We start from the raw sequence: 21,110 nt of genomic DNA on the forward strand, positions 1-21,110 counted from the left end.
TAGAGGGATTTGAAAAATGGCCAAAGTTATTGGTATCGACCTTGGGACAACCAACTCCTGCGTCGCCATCATGGATGGCTCCAAACCGCGGGTGATTGAAAATGCCGAAGGTGCACGGACAACACCATCCATCGTTGCGTTCACAGATGATGAGCGCCTCGTCGGGCAGCCTGCCAAGCGCCAGGCCGTCACTAACCCAGAAAACACAATCTTTGCCGTCAAGCGTCTCATCGGTCGCCGGTTCGACGATGCTGATTTGGCAAAAGACAAAAAGAACATGCCGTTTGCCGTTGTGAACGGTGGCAATGGCGATGCATGGGTCGAAGCCAAGGGTGAGAAATATTCGCCCAGCCAGATCTCTGCTTTCATTCTCGGCAAGATGAAAGAAACCGCCGAAACCTATCTTGGCGAAGACGTAACGCAAGCCGTCATCACGGTTCCTGCGTATTTCAACGACGCCCAGCGTCAGGCCACCAAAGACGCCGGCAAGATCGCCGGTCTGGAAGTGCTGCGGATCATCAACGAGCCGACAGCCGCCGCGCTGGCCTATGGCCTGGACAAGAAAGACAGCAAGACAATCGCCGTCTATGACCTTGGTGGCGGTACATTCGACGTCACGATCCTCGAAATCGACGACGGTCTGTTCGAAGTGAAGTCCACCAACGGTGACACATTCCTTGGCGGTGAAGACTTCGATATGCGCATCGTCAACTACCTCGCTGACGAGTTCAAAAAGGAACATTCTGTCGATCTGACTCAGGACAAGATGGCCCTGCAGCGTCTCAAAGAAGCTGCCGAGAAGGCCAAGATTGAGCTGTCGTCTTCCTCCAGCACTGAAATCAACCAGCCGTTCATTTCGATGGGCGCCAACGGCCAGCCGCTTCACATGGTGATGAAGCTGACCCGTGCGAAGCTGGAAAGCCTTGTGGGTGATCTGATCAAGCAATCGATCAAGCCTTGTAAGGACGCGATCAAAGACGCAGGCCTGTCGGTCAACGACATTGACGAGGTTGTTCTGGTCGGCGGTATGACACGCATGCCGAAGGTGAAGGAAGAAGTTGCCAAGTTCTTTGGCAAAGAAGCCCACCAAGGCGTGAACCCTGACGAAGTGGTTGCCATGGGTGCCGCTATTCAGGCTGGTGTTCTGCAAGGCGACGTCAAAGACGTTGTTCTTCTCGACGTCACGCCATTGTCGCTCGGTATCGAGACTTTGGGCGGTGTGTTCACACGTCTGATCGACCGTAACACCACGATCCCGACGAAGAAGTCTCAGGTCTTCTCGACCGCGGAAGATAACCAGAACGCTGTGACACTGCGCGTGTTCCAGGGTGAGCGTGAGATGGCAGCCGACAACAAGCTGCTTGGTCAGTTCAACCTCGAAGATATCCCGCCAGCACCGCGTGGTATGCCACAGATCGAAGTGACCTTCGACATCGACGCCAACGGCATCGTTGAAGTCGGCGCCAAGGACAAAGGCACCGGCAAGGAGCAGAAGATCACGATCCAGGCTTCTGGTGGTCTGTCCGATGAGGATATCGAAGCGATGGTCAAGGACGCCGAAGCAAATGCTGAAGCTGACAAGGCCCGCCGCGAGTTGGTTGATGCGAAGAACCAGGCTGAGAGCCTGATCCACTCGACCGAAAAGTCGATGGAAGAGCATGCCGACAAGGTCGACCCGACAACAATCGAAGCCATCGAGCTTGCGATTGCGGCGCTGAAGGATGATCTCGAGGGTGATAACGCCGACAAGATCAAAGCCGGTGTGCAGAACGTCACCGAAGCGGCCATGAAACTGGGTGAAGCGATCTACAAGTCGCAGCAAGAGGAAGACGGCAACGCAGAGCCAGAGGCATCTGCCGCTGACGATGACATTCTTGACGCTGACTTCGAAGATCTTGGCGACGACAAGCGTGACAACTAAGGCCGCGTGTCTTTGAAGATGACCGGTCAGGAAACTGGGCCGGTCATTGTCATTCCCAAGGGGAAATGAACATGGCGAAACGTGACTATTACGAAGTGCTTGGCGTCGAGCGCGGGGCTGATGCAGCCGCAATAAAGAAGGCCTATCGCCAAAAAGCGAAAGAGTTGCATCCTGATCGCAACGCGGACAATCCCGAGGCTGAAGCACAGTTCAAAGAGGCAAACGAAGCCTACGAAGTCCTGAAAGACGCTGAAAAGAAGGCAGCCTATGACCGGTTCGGACATGCCGCATTCGAGAATGGCATGGGCGGTGCCGGACGCGGCGGACCGAGAGGTCAGGGCGACTTTGCAAGCGCATTTTCAGATGTGTTTGACGACTTGTTCGGCGACTTCATGGGTGGCCGCGGCGGTGCGCGCCGGTCTTCGGCCCAGCGCGGCAATGATCTGCGTTACAACCTGCGGATAAACCTCGAAGATGCCTTCTCGGGGATGCAAAAGACCATCAACGTCCCTACCGCCGTAAGCTGTAATTCCTGCAACGGAACCGGTGCTGAAGGTGGATCAGAACCGCAAACCTGCCCGACATGCTCAGGCATGGGTAAGGTTCGCGCGCAACAGGGTTTCTTTACAGTCGAACGCACCTGCCCGACGTGTTCCGGTATGGGCCAGACAATCAAGAACCCCTGCCAGACATGTCATGGACAGGGTCGTGTCGAAAAAGAAAAGTCGTTGTCGGTCAACATCCCTGCAGGCGTTGAAACCGGCACACGTATTCGCTTGGCTGGTGAAGGCGAAGCGGGAATGCGCGGCGGACCAACCGGCGATCTCTACATCTTTATCGAGGTGATGGATCACGCACTTTTTGAGCGGGAGAACACGAACCTTTACTGCCGTGTGCCTGTTTCAATCGCGACAGCAGCGCTGGGCGGCGAAATCGAGGTGCCAACGATCGACGGTGGACGCAGCCGCGTGAAAGTCCCTGAAGGATCGCAGTCTGGCCGCCAGATGCGGTTGCGCGGTAAAGGGATGCCAGCCCTCAGAGGCGGCGGAACCGGCGATATGTTCATCGAATTGGCCGTTGAAACCCCCGTCAAACTGACGGCACGGCAGCGCGAAATCCTTAAGGAATTCGATCAACTCAGCGAAGAAAATAACCCGCAAGGGTCCAACTTCTTCAACTCGGTCAAGAATTTCTGGGACTCGATGAAGGGTTAGTCTTAACCCGATTGTAACCAAATCTTCGGCAAACTGTATCCATGCGACAGTTTGCCGAGGCACCCACACTCTTCGATGATTTGGACGAGGTTCTGGAACCCGTCCCGCTCGGAACGGGGCGGTTGCCGTCTTACATTAGGGACCACCGGAAACGCCTGCGCGCACGCTTTCTTGAAGGTGGGTCGCAAGCTGTTCCTGAATATGAGCTATTGGAGCTCGTGCTGTTCCGTGCGATCCGGCGGCAGGATGTCAAACCACTCGCTCGCCGTCTGATCGATCACTTCGGCGATTTCAACGGCGTCTTGTCCGCCAGCCAAGACAGCCTGCGCAAGATTAATGGTGTCGGTGATGCTGTCATCCTTGAGCTGAAAATCATCGAAGCAGCAGCTCATCGACTGTCCCGCGCAAAGGTGATGCAAAGGCATGTGGTTTCTAGCTGGGACGCACTGCTCGACTATTGCCACGCAACAATGGCGCACCGCGAAACCGAACAATTTCGCATTCTGTTTCTCGACACGAAGAATGTACTGATTGCAGACGAAGAACAGGCAAAAGGAACCGTTGACCATGTTCCTGTCTATCCGCGCGAGGTCGTCAAGCGCGCGCTAGAGCTCAATGCGACGTCGATCATACTCGTGCATAACCACCCTTCGGGTGACCCGACACCGTCTGCCGCGGATATTGCGATGACACAACAGATAGCCAGCGCCGCATCGGCCCTGTCGATCACAATCCATGATCACCTTATCATCGGTCGCTCGCGTGAAATCAGTTTTCGTGCTGAAGGACTGCTCTAGCCAGCCCCGGCAATCAGGGTTGGCACATCATCCGCCAGAAGCACAACCAGACCGACTTGATCACAGGCCGGCATCTTCGGGGAGGCTTCAGTCGCGATCGGAAAGTTCCCTCCAAAGGCCTCAATGACGGTAAAGTCAATCTCGCGCCCGCAGTTTTCATGATCGAGAAGTATACCGATCCGGATCGAAACCGATTGGTCGTAGGCGCGGTGCCCAGCCGGGAAGGTGTAAACCTCCATTTGTGCTGGCGGTTCGGTCGCTTCTCCACCCAGCGCAACTGTATATCCAGACTCCCCGCTGGCAGCGTCACTTGCTCTGTTGCTGCTGCCGACCCAGATGTGTCCTGGTCCGCCGATAAAAGCGGCCCCCTCGAAAGCATGAAGGTCAAGACGCTCGGGTGTATTCCAGTTCAGGGCGATCCGGTCATAGTTGCGCGCCGCTGGGACATAGATTTCGACTTCGTCGTATTGAATGTTCTGGCGGTAGACGGAAAACCTCGATCTTTGTGCAAGTGCCGGAACTGTCACCGTGGCCAAACCCTGAGCTCCGGTCCACACAGTGAAGCTTGCCGGCCCATGACGGATAAGAAACGTGGTGTCAGGAAAACAAGGCGACCTGACCGTAAGGTCCACCATCGCCACGGGCGCTCTGCTCGCGGTCAATCGTGTGGTACAAACCGATGATGCGGGGGATGCCTGCAGCTGGCCAATCACCGGAACATCAAACTCGGCATAGATGCGGTCCACATCGGGCACTGCTTGCGTGGCCTTCCGGTGATCGACCGGGCGAAAAAGGGCGTCAGGTAGACCGAAGACGGGGCTGTGATTTTCACCAACTGCAAGAATGGCGCCGTCGTCCACGACAGTGGTGGATGCAGTCTGTGGAACCGATGTTGTCAGAGCAACGCGCGTTTCTGGACGCGTAAAGAGTGACACCGCCAAAATGGCGAGAGCGAAAAGAACACCCAGCAGCAAAAACCGACTCTGAAACATCACACCCATAATCCCTCAGCAGGAATATAGTGCAATTTCACCCAAGCAAGTAGACCAGCGTCGTTTGAGTCTCTTTTGAGATCTAGGCGAGACGGCCGTGACAGTGTTTGAATTTCTTTCCTGACCCGCACGGACAAGGGTCATTGCGACCTGGATTGCCCCATGTGGTTGGATCGTTCTCATCAAACCCTTCGATTGCATCTTCGGTTGGTGCTGGTGTTGCAGCAGCCGCAGCAGCGGCTGATGCGCGCGCTGCAGCCTCTTGTTGTTGCCTGATCTGGGCGATCATCTGTTCTTGTTCTTCTTTACTCATGGGGCGGATCTGCGACAGCTTCTTGGTCACGTCCGTGCGCAGGCCATCAAGCATACTTTCGAAGAGCTGAAACCCTTCGGTTTTGTATTCATTCAAAGGATCACGCTGCGCATATCCGCGGAAGCCCACCACAGACCGCAGGTGCTCAAGGGTCAGCAGATGTTCACGCCATTTGGCGTCAATTGTCTGCAACAGAATTTGCTTCTCGACCCCACGCATCGTTTCATCGCCGAAAGCTTCAGTCTTCTCGGCCATGAACTTATCGGCTTCCTGCTCGAGCCGCTCGCGGATGTCGTCGTCATCAACACCTTCTTCGGATGCCCATTCGGCAACCGGCAGATCCAAGCCAAGCTGTTCCTTCACCTCGCTCTGCAATCCTTCGGTATCCCACTGATCTGCATAGCTTTTCGGCGGCATATGAGCGTAGACAAGATCATCTATTACCTGATCGCGCATGTCCTTTGTCACTTCGGAGAGGTCTTTTGCCTCCATGATGTCGCGACGCTGACTGAAGATCACTTTCCGCTGCTCGTTCATCACGTCGTCAAATTTGAGCAGCTGTTTACGGATATCGAAGTTTCGGCCTTCTACCTTGGCTTGCGCGCGCTCAAGCGACTTGTTGACCCAAGGGTGCACAATCGCTTCGCCCTCTTTCATCCCAAGACCTGCTAGCACTTTCTCAAGCCGCTCCGAGCCGAAAATCCGCATCAGGTCGTCTTCGAGCGACAAAAAGAATGCTGACCGGCCCGGGTCACCCTGACGACCGGAACGGCCACGCAACTGGTTGTCGATCCGGCGGCTTTCATGGCGCTCTGTCGCAAGGACAAACAAACCACCGGCTGCTTTCACCTTTTCTTTTTCATCGGCGACTTCTGCCTCGATTTTCGCGCGCAATGCCTCTGGGTCAGCTTCCGGATCGGCGGCCATTGCCTCCAACACGCGCATCTCGACGTTCCCACCAAGCTGGATGTCAGTTCCGCGGCCGGCCATGTTTGTCGCAATCGTTACTGCGTTCAATTTACCCGCATCAGCGACAATCTGGGCTTCCTGTTCATGCTGACGTGCATTGAGAACGTTGAAAGTGATTCCCTCGGCCCGCAACAAATCAGCAAGCTCTTCTGATTTTTCGATTGATGTTGTCCCAACCAGGATCGGTTGACCCTTGGCATGCGCAGCTTTGATTTCCTGGACAATGCCATCAAACTTTTCGCGCGCGGTCCGGTAAACCTGATCGTCCTCGTCGATACGCGCCACCGGACGGTTTGTTGGGATTTCGACAACCCCGAGGCCATAGATTTCGCGGAATTCTTCAGCTTCCGTGGCGGCGGTCCCTGTCATGCCCCCAAGCTTGTCATAAAGCCGGAAGTAGTTCTGGAAAGTCACCGACGCGAGGGTCACGTTTTCAGGTTTGATCGAACACCCTTCTTTCGCTTCGATCGCCTGATGCAGACCATCTGACAAACGACGGCCAACCATCATGCGGCCGGTAAATTCGTCAATCAGGACGACTTCATCATCACGGACGATATAGTCCTTGTCACGTGTGAAGAGCTTGTGCGCCCTCAGACCCTGACTGACGTGATGCACAAGCGTGGCGCTTTCGGGATCGTAAAGTGTCTGGCCTTCTTCCAGAAGTCCGGCAGCGGAAAGGCGTTCTTCAAGGAAATCGTTGCCCTCGTCTGTGAATGTGGCCTGACGGGTTTTTTCATCCAAGGTGTAGTGCTCATCAGCCACCTCAGGGATGATCTTGTCGATTGCGACGTAGAGTTCGCTCCGATCTTGCGCTGGACCGGAAATAATCAGCGGCGTCCGCGCTTCGTCAATGAGAATACTATCGACCTCATCGACAATCGCAAAATGGTGGTCGCGCTGGAACATCTGGCTCAGCTCGGACTTCATGTTGTCGCGCAAGTAGTCAAAGCCCAACTCATTGTTGGTGGCGTAGGTGACGTCGCACGCATAGGCCGCCTGCTTTTCGTTTTCAGGCTGTTGAGGATACACAACGCCTGTTGTCATGCCGAGCGCTGCATAGACCTTTCCCATCCACTCTGCGTCACGGCGCGCAAGATAGTCGTTCACCGTGACAATATGGACGCCCTTGCCAGTCAGCGCATTCAGATAGGCCGGGAAGGTCGCAACAAGGGTTTTACCTTCACCGGTTTTCATCTCGGCGATGTTTCCTTGATGCAGGAAAATCCCGCCTATCAGCTGCGTATCAAAAGCGCGCAAACCCAAAGCCCGCTTCGCCGCTTCACGGCAGTTCGCAAACGCTTCAGGAAGCAGATCGTCGAGGCTCTCACCTGACTTTGCTCTTTCGGCGAGCTCTGCGGTTTTGTCTTTCAGGCCATCGTCAGACAGCTTCTCGAACTCGGATTCAAGCGCATTGATCTTGGCCACAACCGAACCCACGGCCTTCACCTTGCGGTCGTTCGCGGTGCCAAACACCTTTTTGGCAATCGTTCCGAAACCCAGCATATTTTCTCCGGCGGCGCGCTCGCGCCTGTCTGACGTCTATTTGAGAGGAGGTCGCTTGTAGGCCAGTCGCGGGCCACATAGAAAGGGCCAAAGGCTACGCTTGCACGTGCACCCCCTCGGGGCATTCAAGGGATGTAAGGGGCCACCTATGGACTGTCAACGCCGCGCGCCTGTGCGGCCAATCAAGGGATCGTATAATGCGGAAACATGTGACTTATTTGGGTGTAGCAGCCCTTCTGGCTGGCTTTGCAACAAGCGTGTCGGCACAGGATGTCACTGCAGATACCGTCGTCGCAACCGTCGGCGATACAGAAATCACACTTGGCGAAGTCATCATCGCGCGCACCGCACTGCCTGCGCAGTATGCACAATTTCCCAACGAAGTTCTCTTTGACGGATTGGTCGATCAGCTTGTCCAGCAACAGCTTCTTGCTGACGAGCTTGCCAACGTCGCGCCCCGCATCGAATTGACGCTGCGCAATGAGCGCCGAGCCTTGATGGCGGCTGACGTCATTACCGAGATTGCCCAAAGCGCGGTGACAGAAGAAGACATCGTAGCTGCCTACGAAGCTCGGTTTGCCAACGCTGAAGAAATCCCTGAGTTCAACGCGTCGCACATCTTGCTTGAGACGCAAGAAGACGCCGCAGCCGCCAAGGCACGCATTGATGCCGGCGAAGAGTTCTCCGCTGTTGCGCAGGAAGTCTCGACAGGACCCACAGGTCCAAACGGGGGAAATCTAGGTTGGTTTGGAATGGGCGCGATGGTGCCTGCATTTGAAGAGCAGATCATGAACCTCGAGGTCGGAGAGGTCAGCGAACCATTCGAGACGCAATTCGGCTGGCATGTTGCCAAGCTAAACGAGGAACGTGTCCAGCCACAGCCAACGCTAGAGGATCTTCGTCGTGAAATCACTGGCCAGCTGCAGGAAGAGGCCATCAGCGCCAAGCTGGAAGAACTCGCAGCAGAAACAACTGTTGTGCTACCGGCCGAAGGCGACTTTGATCCAAACCTGATCAACAACCTCGAACTTCTGGACCAGTAAGATGACGATTTCACCGCTTGCGCCCGCTTCGTTCCCTGATCTGCCTGTCATTGATGGTGTCACGTTCGCAGCGGCGCAGGCAGGCGTGAAGTACAAAAACCGGACCGACGTGATGTTGGCATTGCTGGACGCAGGCACAGCAATTGCTGGAGTCTTTACGCGCTCTGCAACACGCTCTGCCCCTGTCCTGGATTGTCAGACGAAATTAGGGGGCGACCCCACCGGTCCGGCAGCAATCCTTGTCAATTCAGGGAACTCCAATGCGTTCACAGGCGGGGCCGGTGTTGCATCGGTCGCGGCTGTCACATCAGCGGTCAGTAGTGAAACAGGTGTCCCGGAAACCCGTGTCTTTACTGCATCGACAGGTGTTATTGGTGAACCTCTGCCGCACGACAGGATTGTTGCGAAGATCGCCGAGCTCAAGGCAGGACAATCCGCAGATGGGCTAGCTGACGCGGCCAAGGCAATTATGACGACCGATACCTTCCCGAAAGGATCGGCAACCGAAATAGAGGTGGGTGGCGAAAAGGTCAGGATCGCAGGCATCGCAAAAGGATCGGGGATGATCGCACCAGATATGGCGACGATGCTCGTCTATATCTTTACGGATGCGAAGATCGATCAATCAGCGCTCCAAGCAATCGTGTCTGAAAGGAACGACCAGACGTTCAACTGCATCACGGTCGATAGCGATACATCGACGTCTGACAGCTTGATTGTTGCCGCTACAGGTAAGTCTGGCGTTGACGTGACAGGCAACGCCGATTTCGCCGAAGCGGTGCATTCTGTCATGTTGGACCTCGCCCATCAGGTCGTCCGCGACGGCGAAGGGGCGACGAAATTCGTGACTGTCTCCGTCGAGGGAGCGCAGACAGATGCGGATGCAAGAAGGGTCGCGCTTTCTATTGCGAATTCTCCCTTGGTGAAAACTGCCGTCGCCGGAGAAGATGCGAACTGGGGCAGAGTCGTCATGGCCATCGGAAAGTCTGGTGCCGTGGCAGACCGCGACCGCATCTCGATCCGGTTCGGTGACATCACCGTCGCTCAGAATGGGTGGCGCGCGCCCGACTACTCCGAAGAGGCTACAAGCGCTTATATGAAAAATGCGGAACTCGAAATCGGTGTCGACTTGGGGATCGGCGCGGGATCAAGCACCGTTTGGACCTGCGACCTGACCCATGGGTACATCAGCATCAACGCCGACTACCGCTCATGAAAACAGTTCTTGTCTCAGCGGTCGCGCTTATCGATGCAGACGGCCGCGTCCTGCTGGGACAGCGTCCCGAAGGAAAATCCATGGCTGGTTTGTGGGAGTTTCCTGGTGGAAAGGTCGAAGACGGCGAAACCCCCGAAGTTGCGCTAATCCGCGAACTTGAAGAGGAATTAGGGATCAACACATGGGCGTCTTGTCTCGCGCCTTTGACCTTCGCCAGCCACACCTATGAGACGTTCCATTTGCTTATGCCAGTCTTTGCGTGTCGTCGCTGGGAGGGCACACCCCAATCCCGCGAGGGACAGGCGCTTAAGTGGGTACGCGCTAATGAACTGAAGGACTATCCGATGCCACCGGCAGATATTCCCTTGATCCCCATCCTCAGGGATTGGTTATAACAGAAACGTATTATTATTTTTCAATAACTTACTCTGTTTTTTGGAACTCCGATTTTGCCAATGGAACGATCATCCGTGGCGCTTGTTGAGTCCCCGGAAGCAGCGCAGATACGCCTGTGCTGCAATGAACAAACACAGGAGCTAGACAATGTTTAACTTCATGAAAACAGCCGCCGTCGTCGCCGCACTGGGCACCGGTACAACCGCAGCCGCTGATGGCTGGTTTGGTCTGCAGGAAACTGTCGAAGATAACGGCAGCATCACGCTGGACCTGATCCGCACTGACGCCGCTGGCTTTGTCGCAATCTACGACTATTCCACCGGTGAATTCGGCGAGATGCTGGGTATGGCAGAACTGAACGCCGGCGCAAATGCTGACGTACCAGTGAATCTGGAGCTGAACTCAGCTGAGACTCTGGCCGCAGTCATCTTTGAAGGTGAAATCGGCGACCCGGCAATTGCAACTAATTGGATTGAGCTGGACGTATCCGAAGACAGCTAATCCGTTGTGATTTACCGAAAGGGCGGCCTTTTCAGGCCGCTCTTTTTTTTGCGCTGGTTCCTAACTGTCCAACCACGCCTCGGCTTCCTCAAGATCGTCCAGACCAAAGGCTTTGATCGAAAGTCCCGGAATAAGCGCTCCTTCAACCTCAGCTGCAGTTCTGATCCAGCCAGCATCCGTCAAAACGGCACATCGGTCGTACTTGCCCAAAAGCCCGAAGAGCTTCGGGAGTCGGGCCATTTCGACGCCAATCGCGCCAAAACTTGGCATGGCGAAACTGGTAATCCTGTAAAGCATCTTACCGTTTGTGACGCCCTCAGATTGGGTGATCAATTCATCCAGTCCCTTTGCCATCATGTCAGAGTCCAGCTGACCGCTGAGATCGATATCAACGCGGTCGTCAGATTTTTTCGTGATCTTGAACATTGATTTTCCTCCTTTACCTACGCCCAATTCTCACATGCCGCGCGGAATTTGGCGTTGATGTCAGTCAATCGGACAACAAAAAAGGCGGCCCGGAAGCCGCCCTTTTCTATACCTGCCAAACCTATTTTAGAGTGCGCGCTCGACTTCTTCACGCTCGAAGATTTCGATGACATCATCTGGACGAATATCGTCATAGTTTTCAAACGCCATACCGCATTCCTGACCGGACTGAACCTCGGCCACTTCATCCTTGAAGCGTTTGAGCGTTTTCAATGTCCCTTCGTGGATCACGACGTTGTCACGCAGCAAACGGACGCCTGCGGAACGACGCGCAACACCTTCGGTGACGATACAACCTGCGACTTTACCAACGTTAGAGACTTTGAAGACCTCTTTGATTGTTGCATAGCCGATGAAGTTCTCACGGATTTCAGCCGACAAGAGGCCTGATGCCGCCTTCTTCACGTCATCGACAAGATCGTAAATGACGGAATAATAACGGATTTCGACACCCTTCTGGTTTGCCGTGTTCCGCGCTGATGCATTCGCACGAACATTGAAGCCGAAGACAGGTGCACCTGATGCTTCTGCCAAACCAACGTCTGTTTCGGTGATAGCACCAACACCGGAGTGCAGCACGCGGACGCGGACCTCGTCGTTGCCGATCTTTTCCATCGCCTGAACGATGGCTTCAGCAGACCCTTGCACGTCAGCTTTCACCACAATCGGCAATTCGCTGACATTTTCATTGGCTTTTGCGTTGGCCATAAGCTGTTCAAGCGTCGTTGCGGCACCAGCAGCAGCACGCTTCTCTTTTGCGGCTTTCTCGCGGTATTCAGCGATTTCACGCGCCTGCGCATCGGTTTCAACAACGTTGAGAACGTCGCCTGCTTCCGGTGTGCCATTCAGACCCAGCACCTCGACAGGTACGGACGGACCTGCCTCTTTCACGCGCTCACCTTTGTCGTTGATCAACGCACGCACTTTACCGTGCTGTTCGCCAACGACGAAGATATCCCCTTGGCGCAATGTACCATGCTGGACCAGAACGGTCGCGACAGGTCCACGACCCACGTCAAGCTGTGCTTCAATCACGGCACCCTCTGCGGCGCGATCAGGGTTCGACTTGAGTTCCAGAATCTCGGCCTGCAATGCAATCGCCTCAAGCAGTTCATCAAGCCCTTGGCCAGTGATTGCGGAAACTTCGACATCCTGCACATCGCCGGACATCTTTTCGACGATCACCTCGTGCTGAAGCAGATCAGTACGCACTTTGTCCGGATTTGCATCTGGCTTGTCGATCTTGTTGATCGCGACAATCATTGGCACCTTCGCGGCTTTGGCGTGATTGATCGCCTCAATCGTCTGCGGCATCACAGCGTCGTCCGCTGCGACCACCAAGACGACGATATCAGTGACCTGCGCACCACGAGACCGCATAGACGTAAAGGCTGCGTGACCGGGCGTGTCGAGGAATGACAGCACCGCACCGCTATCGGTCTTTACCTGATAGGCACCGATATGCTGTGTAATCCCGCCAGCTTCGCTCGCGACAACCTTGGCATTCCGGATCGCATCCAGAAGCGAGGTCTTACCGTGGTCAACGTGTCCCATGATCGTAATGATCGGTGGACGTGGTTTCAGTTCTTCAGGCTTGTCCTCGACCTGCTGGATCACGTCCTCAACGTCAGCGTCAGAAACACGCACAACAGTATGGCCGAATTCTTCGACGATCAGTTCGGCAGTATCCTGATCGATCGTCTGGTTTTGCGTCGCCATGATGCCGTTTGTCATCAAAGCCTTGACGACGTCAGCAACCCGTTCTGTCATCCGGTTCGCCAGTTCTGAAACGGTGATCGCTTCAGGAACAGACACTTCGCGGTACACCTTTTCGCGTTCGGCCGATTGCCCCATTGCTTTTGCACGGGCGCGATCCTGCTTGCGCTTCATGGCCGCCATAGAGCGTTGACGTCCACCTTCACGACCCGTCAGCGCATCGTTCAGCGTGAGCTTGCCGGAACGACGGTTGTCGTCTCCGCTTCGGCCGGGCTTGGACTTGCCGCCACGGTCGCGATCATTGTCACGTTCCTGCTTGCGTGGTGCAGCGGTCGGACGCGAAACAGCCGTTTCACCGGGCGCAGCAGCGGCAGGAGGCGGCGCAGCAGCCGCAGCTTTGGCACGCTCTTCTTCAAGGCGCTTGCGCTCTTCTTCCTCAGCCTTGGCTTTGGCGCGCTCTTCGCGCTCTCGGTCCTCAGCTTCTTTTGCCTCTTGTTCTGCACGCCGTGCCTCGCGCTCTTCGGCGCGGGCTTTTTCTTCGGCTTCGCGCTTGGCTGCTTCTTCAGCTTCACGCGCCTTGGCCATGGCCAAAGCCTTCATCCGACGTTCGAGTTCGGCATCCGAAATTCCAGCAGGACGTTTCGAGGGATCACCACCAGCCGGTGCTGATTTCCCAGCCGCACCAGCAGCGGGCTTTGCCGCACCTGGCTTGGGCACCACGACACGCTTGCGCTTCGTCTCCACCACGACGTTCTTGGTCCGCCCATGGCTGAAGCTCTGCTTCACATTTGAAGGGCGTGAACCACCAAGGCCGAGTTTCTTTTTACCGTCGTTATCGCTCATCTAGCTTTCTTTTCCTTCCCGGAGGCCGCATTGCCTCCGTTGCCTTCGCGCAATCCGCGTAGCTTTGTGGCTTCCTCTACAACACGATCGCTGAGTCCACCAGTGCCGAGCGCGCCATGTATCACACTTTGCCGTCCGAATGCCAAACCCAATTCGGCTGCCGTTAAACAACCGAAATAGCGGGCACCTTCAGGCGTCCATAATTTTGTTTTGCCCCGTTCAGACCCATCTGAGGCCTGCACCAGAACGCGGACACGCTCGCCACCGGCAAGCCATCCTTTTACCTTTTCAAAGCCGCACACGGCGCGACCTGATTTGCGTGTCAGCGCGATCAGATCCACAACGCGGCGAGCAAGCTGGCGTTCAACTTCGTCAACCAGATCGTCAGGAACCGTGACCTGCTGTTTGGCAGAGCGCGAGAATTGACCCTTACGCGCTTCCTCCAAGGTCTTGCGATCTGCTGTGACATACATTCCGCGCGCCGGGAGCTTACCAAGCACATCGGGCACGACCTGATTTTCCGGACCCACAACAAACCGGATCAGCCCTGCCTTGGGCTGCACGTCGCCGGTGACGATGCATTTGCGTTCTGCATCGCCCCGATCTTTGTTATGGCCACCACGCGCCATGTCTGTGCCTACCACGAGGCCTGAAATCAGGCCTCGTCCTCCTCGGCAAGTTCTGCTTCGTCAGCGTCAGCCTCAGATTCAAGATCCGCAGGATCGACCCAACCAAGCATGACACGCGCAGTCATGATCATATCCTGAGCTTCTTCCAGAGATACGTCGAAGGATTCCAACACACCCTCGTCTTTGACACGCTCCCCATCGACGGTGGTCCAACCACCGGCAAGTTCCCAGTCAGCACATGTTGCGAAGTCCTCAAGTGTCTTCACACCGTCCTTGCCCAATGCCTCCAGCATCTGCGGCGTCAGACCTTCGAAGTCAGCAAGGCTGTCCTCAACGCCCAGCGCTCTTGCAGCTTCCATCGCTTTGGCGGCTTCGGCCTCAAGGTAGTCGCGGGCACGGGCCTGCAATTCGTTTGCGGTGTCTTCGTCCACACCTTCGATGACCAGCAATTCGTCCAGCTCAACGTAGGCGACTTCTTCAAGGCTGGTGAAGCCTTCAGAAACCAGAAGCTGGGCAAAGAATTCGTCGAGGTCGAGCGTATCCATGAACAGTTTCGTACGCTGCTCGAACTCGGCCTGACGGCGCTTGCTCTCTTCCTCTTCAGTCAGGATATCGATGTCGAGGCCGGTCAGTTGCGACGCCAGACGGACGTTCTGTCCACGGCGGCCAATCGCAAGTGAAAGCTGCTCATCAGGAACAACAACTTCGATCTTGCCGGCTTCCTCGTCCAGAACCACCTTGGAGACCTCGGCAGGCTGAAGTGCGTTCACAAGGAACGTCGGCATATCTTCATTCCAAGGAATGATATCAATCTTTTCGCCCTGCAATTCGTTCACAACAGCTTGGACACGCGACCCGCGCATACCGACACAGGCGCCGACTGGGTCGATTGAGCCGTCATATGAAATGACAGCAATCTTCGCACGGCTGCCGGGATCACGGGCAACAGCTTTGATTTCGATGATGCCTTCGTAGATTTCAGGCACTTCCATCTTGAAAAGCTCGGCCATGAACTCAGGGGCGGTGCGGCTCAGGAAGATCTGAGGGCCACGCTGCTCACGGCGCACTTCTTTGATGTAGCAACGAATTCGGTCGTTCGGGCGATACGCCTCACGACCGATCTTTTCGTTCCGCCGCAGGACGGCCTCGCCAGCGCCGACATCGACGATCACGTTGCCGTATTCCTCGCGCTTGACGAGGGCGTTGATGATGGTGCCTGCACGATCCTTGAATTCTTCGTACTGCTTGTCGCGCTCTGCTTCACGGACCTTTTGCAGGATAACCTGCTTGGCTGACTGTGCGGCAATCCGGCCAAGCTCAACTGGTGGAACTTCTTCGACGAACTGCTGTCCGACTTCAGGGTTCTCCATGTATTGCTTTGCCTGCTCGACGGTGAATTCAGCCTGATAATTCTCAAGCTCTTCATCCTCAACCACGGTGCGAACACGGGTAAACGTGGCTTTGCCAGTCTTGCGATCAATAGACACACGGATGTCCATTTCAGCGCCGTAACGCGACTTGGCTGCGCGTGCGAGCGATTCTTCCATCGCTTCGACAACAAGGCCGGGCTCAATGTTCTTTTCGCGCGCCACGGCTTCTGCTGTCTGCAAAAGCTCAAGCTGGTTGGCAGAAGTATATGCCATCAGGTGTTCTCCTCACCGTCAATGATCGTTTCAATCTGGTCGAATTGGGTCTCGTCGATCTGACCCGCATCTTTGCGTCCGCGTAGCACATCACGGATCAACTCATCTGTCAGGACCAACTTTGCATCTGAAAGCCAGTCGAATTTCAGGCCAATCGTGCCTTCCTGTATGGTGATGAGAACCTCATCACCCTCTGTTCCTGCCAACTGACCCTTGAAGCGGCGGCGGCCGTCGATCAGCTCTTCGGTCTCGATCTTGGCTTCAAAACCTTCCCATTGGTCAAAGTCTTTCAATCGGGTCAAAGGGCGGTCGATTCCGGGGCTGGATACCTCAAGATTATACTCGTCAAGAATCGGGTCTTCGACGTCCAGAACGGCCGAGAGCGCCGTCGAAATCTGCCCACATTCGTCAACTTCAATCTGGCCATCTGGCCGCTGAACCATGATTTGAAGGATCGTGTCCTTGCCGGACATCAAGCGAATACGCACGACTTCGAAGCCCATGTCTTCGACAACGGGTGTAACGATCTCTGCGATCCGGCGATCAATCGCCGCTTTTGCTATCAAGTCGTTCATCAGTTCCTAGCCCTGTCTGCGGGCACAAAAAAACGGGCGCGCGGCCCGTGTGTCATTCCGGTGGAAGTTTGGGGGTGGAGACCAAACCGCCGCTGTTGCAAGTCATATACGCAACAGCGGCGGGATCTGCAAGGGGCAAGCGCCCCACCTGAGGATTTGTGTTTTAGTCGTCCAATGGCTCTGCGATACCGAGCATGTAGTTGAGTGCGTCAATGGCACCACGTGTCAGAGGCTCGTCACGCGTATCGTTCAATACTGCGAACGCCGCATAAGCATCAACAAATTCATCGCTGATGCCGGTGACTAAAGTGAAGGACTCCGCATATTCGCCGACGTTCTCTGCAGTAATATCAATTGTTTCACCGCTTTCGGGATCGACGATATCTGTTTCGATCAGAGTACCAAGATATTCCTGATAATCGTCGTAGGCTTCGATGTATGCCATGACACCTGCGTAGCTTACACCACCACTCTCAAAATACGCGCCCAACGCCTGATGAATTGGATCAGATGAATTCGAACGGGCGTTTGCGTTGGCATTCGCCTTGTTCAGTTCGCCCAATTCAGAGGCGATTGCACCCCAGTTGCTTACACCGGCGTCGGCCATGATCTGCTGGCGCGCCTGCTGGCGTTGCTGACCGCGATTGGTTGCTTGGTCGCGACCGCGATTATCACGGTTCGCACGGCCGTTTCCGTTGCCGTTGTTGCCGCGCTCGGCATAAGCCGCATCCGCAGAGACGAATGTCGTCACGCTCGCGACAGTCGAGAGCATAAGTGCTGTCGCACCGATATGCAGGAGTTTGCGAGTAAAGGTCATTGAGTGGTTACTCCTAACAAAACAAGTGGATGGAGCGATGAGATTCGCCGCCATTGATTGGGTTGAATATGGCGATGTGCTGTGAACCTCTGCAAAACATCACGTTCATACTTCGTTTAAACTATTCATCTTTCTGCGTTTTTCGGCTTGATTCCGCCGAACGGCACCAGAATTTCGGAAATTTTCGGCTTAAATAAGGCAAACGCCCCACCAAATGGCGGGGCGTTCGTTTCTTTATTGGATCGCAGATTAAGCGACAGACCAGCGTTCAGCCATCCGTGCGTTATCCATCTGCCACAGGTTACCGACGACGTCTGGCGACGAAATCCGGTTGTTCACGGCCTGTACGTAGTTGGCAAACATCGGCACAAGCACACCGCCTTCGTCACGCAGGATCTGCTGCATCTCGTAGTACTGCTCGCGGCGGCGGTCGCTGTCGAGTTCAGCGCGCGCAATCAACAGAAGCTCCTGGAAGCGGGCGCTGTCTTTCTCGTCCCACTGGCTATCGTTCCAAGGCACGCCGGCCTCATAAGCGGTGGAGAACATCCAGTCCTCGGTCGCGCGACCGGACCAGTAGCAAGCGCAGAACGGCTTCTTCAGCCAGACGTTTGACCAGTAACCGTCGGCTGGTTCCTGAATGACGTTGATGTTGATGCCAGCGCCGGCAGCGGATGCCTGATACAGCTGCGCGGCATCGACCGCGCCTTCAAAAGCGGCATTCGAGGCTGACAGCTCGATATCGATGCTGTCGAGACCAGCTTGCTGCAGGTAGAACTTTGCCTGATCAGGATCGTACTCAAGCTGTTCCATTTCAGCGTGATAGTACTGGTTTGCAGGGCCGATTGGCGTATCGTTACCGACCGCACCGTGACCCAGCAGGATCTTGTCGACCATTTCCTGACGGTTGATGCCGTACTTCAGCGCCTTGCGGACATTCACATCATTAAACGGTGCGACATCTGTCAGCATCGGGAATGTGTACTGTTGGTTGCCGGTGACTTCCTGAATGCGAAGAGCAGGGTTCGCCCGCAGCAATGCCTCGGTTTTGAAGTCGATCCGGTTGATCGCATCGACCTGACCGGTCATCAGCGCGTTCATGCGTGCAGTATTGTCGTTGATCGCAATATATTCGATCTCGTCAAAGAAGCCTGCACCATCACCCTTGTAGTGATCGGCATAGCGTGTCGCGACCATCCGCACACCGGGATCAAAAGACTGGACCTGATACAGACCCGTACCGATACCATTTGCGATCGCTTCTTCGATCTGGCCTGCCGGATACATCAGCAAGTGATAGTCGGACATCAGGTAAGGGAAGTCGGCGTTTCCTGCTTCCAGAACGAACTGAACCTGGTGTTCGCCCAACTTTGTCATTTCGCTGATTGCAGCAACGATTGGCTGTGCCGCAGACTTCGCACCTTCGGCCACGTGAAGCTGCAGCGACTCGATCACGTCGTCTGCGCCAAATGACTTTCCGTTGTGGAAGGTCACGCCCTGACGCAAATTGAACGTCCAGGTTTTCGCGTCTGCAGATGCTTCCCAGCTTTCGGCCAGTTCGCCGACAAGTGAACCGTCGGCGGCAACTTCTGTAAGGCTGTCAAAGACTGCACCTTGTGCCGAAGCAATCATGAACAGGTCAGAGTGCGTCCGACCGTCCCAGCTATCAGATGTGTTCGCACCTGACAGACCAGCCGTCAGTTTGCCACCACGGGTCTGGGCACGCAGGGGCATCCCTGTCAGGCCAAGTACACCAGCGGCAGCACCTGTCTTCAAAAGACCGCGTCTGCTAATTCCGTGCATATTGTTTTCTCCCTAGTTTGTTAATTCAGGCGTTCTCCGCCCGATAGTGTCATCACTTTCGTGGATGATTCGGCTTACATCTTATCAACTGCTGCATCACCGATGTTATCAACTCCGCGTTCATTGAGCAGATTTGTCAGCCAATCCGGATCCATTTCAGGGACAGAGGACAGCAAAAGGTCGGTGTAGGGGTGATGCGGTGGTTTGAACATTTCCTTCTTCGGGCCTTGTTCGACAACGCGCCCGTCTTTCATCACGACCACCTCGTCGGCGATTGCTCTGACAGTCGCAAGATCATGCGTGATGAACATATAGGTGAGTTGAAGTTCATCCTGAAGGCGGGCCAATAGTCGCAGGATTCCCTCAGCGACAAGCTGATCCAATGCAGATGTCACTTCATCGCAAATGATAAACTTCGGTTCGGCCGCCAATGCGCGCGCGATACCGATGCGCTGTTTCTGACCCCCCGAGAGCTCAGATGGCAGACGGTGATAGTATTGTGTAGGCTCAAGCTCGATCTGTTCAAGCAGCGCATCAACCCGGCGCCGTTTCTCTTTACCCTTGAGACCCAGATAAAACTCGACGGGACGGGCAATGATCTGACCGATGGACATGCGCGGATTGAGTGCGGTGTCTGCCATCTGATAAATCATCTGGACCTGACGCAACTGGTCTTTCGTCCGCTTCTTGTAATCAGCAGGCAAGGTCTGTCCGTCCAGCATGATCTGGCCGGATTTCGGCGGCAGCAGACCCGTTATGCAGCGGGCCGTCGTTGACTTGCCCGATCCGCTTTCGCCGACGACCGCCACTGTGCGGCCCTGATGCAGATCAAAACTCACATCGTGAAGCACTGGCACAGTGCCGTAGGCCGCATCGACGTTCTCGACACGGATGACCGGGACGGCATCGCTTTGCACGACCGGTTTTGTCGGACGTTCAAAACTGCGGACAGCCCAGAGTGACTTAGTGTATTCCTGCGTCGGTGCTGCAAGCATTGTACGCGTATCGGCGGTTTCGACCTCGTCACCTTTCAACAGCACTTTGATCTGGTCGGCCATTTGCGCCACAACCGCCAGATCGTGCGTGATGTAGATTGCAGCGGTGTTGAATTGGTCAACGATGTCTCGGATCGCGGCAAGGACCTCGATCTGCGTGGTCACATCAAGCGCTGTGGTGGGTTCATCGAAAATGATGAGATCAGGGCGGCATGACATCGCCATAGCTGTCATGCAGCGCTGCAACTGGCCACCAGACACCTGATGCGGATAACGGAACCCAATCTGGTCAGGGTTCGGCAATCGCAGCTTTTCATAAAGCTCGATCCCGTCCTGTGCGCTTTCGTTGCGCCCCATCACGCCGTGCTGCACCGGTCCCTCGACATGCTGATCAAGCAGCTTGTGCGCCGGATTAAAGCTGGCAGCCGCCGATTGCGCGACATAGGCGATGCGCTTGCCCAAGAGGTCACGCTTGGTCGCCGCCGACGCCTTCAGAAGGTCAATGCCGTCAAACTCGACCGTTCCCTCGCTGATGCGCACACCGTCACGGGTGTAGCCCATCGCCGCCAATCCGAGTGTTGATTTGCCCGCACCGGATTCCCCGATCAGTCCCAGCACCTCGCCGCGTTTGAGTGTTAAATCGACACCGTTGATTATGGGCGACCACGTTTCGTCACTGCGGCCTTCCATTTTGACGCCGCGCATTTTGACAAGGATATCGCTGGTCTCGTCAGTCAT

The 21,110-nt window shown here is 55.4% G+C and carries 17 protein-coding genes; 7 read left to right on the plus strand and 10 right to left on the minus strand.

Features of this window, described 5'->3' with window-relative positions:
• Positions 1–16: 16 nt before the first annotated feature.
• The 3 genes from dnaK to radC all read left to right on the plus strand — a co-directional run bounded on the left by dnaK (position 17) and on the right by radC (position 3,932).
• Complete coding sequence (gene dnaK / locus BM316_RS11260) at positions 17–1,921, plus strand: molecular chaperone DnaK (protein WP_090208428.1); 1,905 nt, start codon at positions 17–19, stop codon at positions 1,919–1,921.
• 71 nt (positions 1,922–1,992) lie between these two features.
• Positions 1,993–3,135 carry a molecular chaperone DnaJ gene (gene dnaJ, locus BM316_RS11265; protein WP_090209421.1) on the plus strand — a complete coding sequence of 381 codons (1,143 nt, stop codon included), beginning with the start codon at positions 1,993–1,995 and terminating at the stop codon, positions 3,133–3,135.
• Positions 3,136–3,176: 41 nt separating this feature from the next.
• Positions 3,177–3,932, plus strand: a complete 756-nt coding sequence (radC, locus tag BM316_RS11270; protein ID WP_090208431.1) for a RadC family protein — start codon at positions 3,177–3,179, stop codon at positions 3,930–3,932.
• Here radC and BM316_RS11275 read toward each other — a convergent pair.
• Together BM316_RS11275 and secA are read right to left on the minus strand one after the other, a co-directional pair.
• The gene (locus BM316_RS11275) at positions 3,929–4,924 is read right to left on the minus strand and encodes a hypothetical protein (protein WP_131802577.1); all 996 of its coding nucleotides are present in this window, start codon (positions 4,922–4,924) and stop codon (positions 3,929–3,931) included. The two genes, radC and BM316_RS11275, sit on opposite strands and share 4 nt — an antisense overlap.
• Before the next feature lie 82 nt (positions 4,925–5,006).
• On the minus strand, positions 5,007–7,712 hold the full coding sequence (gene secA / locus BM316_RS11280) for a preprotein translocase subunit SecA (protein WP_090208435.1): 2,706 nt from the start codon (positions 7,710–7,712) through the stop codon (positions 5,007–5,009).
• 197 nt (positions 7,713–7,909) lie between these two features.
• Between secA and BM316_RS11285 the strand changes: the two genes are divergently transcribed.
• From BM316_RS11285 to BM316_RS11300, 4 genes are all read left to right on the plus strand, one after another.
• On the plus strand, positions 7,910–8,755 hold the full coding sequence (locus tag BM316_RS11285) for a peptidylprolyl isomerase (RefSeq protein ID WP_090208437.1): 846 nt from the start codon (positions 7,910–7,912) through the stop codon (positions 8,753–8,755).
• Position 8,756: 1 nt separating this feature from the next.
• Positions 8,757–9,971: a bifunctional glutamate N-acetyltransferase/amino-acid acetyltransferase ArgJ gene (gene argJ / locus BM316_RS11290; protein ID WP_090208440.1), complete on the plus strand. Its 1,215-nt coding sequence runs from the start codon at positions 8,757–8,759 to the stop codon at positions 9,969–9,971.
• Positions 9,968–10,366: an 8-oxo-dGTP diphosphatase MutT gene (gene mutT / locus BM316_RS11295; RefSeq protein ID WP_090208441.1), complete on the plus strand. Its 399-nt coding sequence runs from the start codon at positions 9,968–9,970 to the stop codon at positions 10,364–10,366. Before argJ ends, mutT begins: the two co-directional genes overlap by 4 nt.
• 148 nt (positions 10,367–10,514) lie before the next feature.
• A complete protein-coding gene (locus tag BM316_RS11300) occupies positions 10,515–10,868 on the plus strand; it encodes a DUF7282 domain-containing protein (RefSeq protein ID WP_090208444.1) in 354 nt (117 codons plus the stop codon).
• 60 nt (positions 10,869–10,928) lie between these two features.
• Here the strand turns inward: BM316_RS11300 and BM316_RS11305 are convergent, their stop codons facing one another.
• The 8 genes from BM316_RS11305 to BM316_RS11340 form a co-directional block, all read right to left on the minus strand.
• Positions 10,929–11,294, minus strand: coding sequence for a SpoIIAA family protein (locus BM316_RS11305; RefSeq protein ID WP_090208445.1), 366 nt, complete (start codon positions 11,292–11,294; stop codon positions 10,929–10,931).
• Between the two features lie 126 nt (positions 11,295–11,420).
• Positions 11,421–13,913 (minus strand): translation initiation factor IF-2, encoded by a 2,493-nt coding sequence (infB, locus tag BM316_RS11310; protein WP_090208448.1) that lies wholly within the window; start codon positions 13,911–13,913, stop codon positions 11,421–11,423.
• Positions 13,910–14,542 (minus strand): RNA-binding protein, encoded by a 633-nt coding sequence (locus BM316_RS11315; RefSeq protein ID WP_090208451.1) that lies wholly within the window; start codon positions 14,540–14,542, stop codon positions 13,910–13,912. Before BM316_RS11315 ends, infB begins: the two co-directional genes overlap by 4 nt.
• Positions 14,543–14,568: 26 nt before the next feature.
• Positions 14,569–16,185 (minus strand): transcription termination factor NusA, encoded by a 1,617-nt coding sequence (nusA, locus tag BM316_RS11320; protein ID WP_090208453.1) that lies wholly within the window; start codon positions 16,183–16,185, stop codon positions 14,569–14,571.
• Positions 16,185–16,760, minus strand: coding sequence for a ribosome maturation factor RimP (gene rimP, locus BM316_RS11325; RefSeq protein ID WP_090208454.1), 576 nt, complete (start codon positions 16,758–16,760; stop codon positions 16,185–16,187). Before rimP ends, nusA begins: the two co-directional genes overlap by 1 nt.
• Positions 16,761–16,923: 163 nt before the next feature.
• Entirely contained in the window at positions 16,924–17,577 is a 654-nt protein-coding gene (locus tag BM316_RS11330) for a hypothetical protein (protein ID WP_090208457.1), read from the minus strand.
• Positions 17,578–17,826: 249 nt separating this feature from the next.
• Positions 17,827–19,377, minus strand: a complete 1,551-nt coding sequence (locus tag BM316_RS11335) for an ABC transporter substrate-binding protein (protein ID WP_090208460.1) — start codon at positions 19,375–19,377, stop codon at positions 17,827–17,829.
• A gap of 74 nt (positions 19,378–19,451) precedes the next feature.
• Positions 19,452–21,110, minus strand: a complete 1,659-nt coding sequence (locus tag BM316_RS11340) for an ABC transporter ATP-binding protein (protein ID WP_090208462.1) — start codon at positions 21,108–21,110, stop codon at positions 19,452–19,454.

This window comes from Yoonia litorea, assembly GCF_900114675.1.
Taxonomy (GTDB): domain Bacteria; phylum Pseudomonadota; class Alphaproteobacteria; order Rhodobacterales; family Rhodobacteraceae; genus Yoonia; species Yoonia litorea.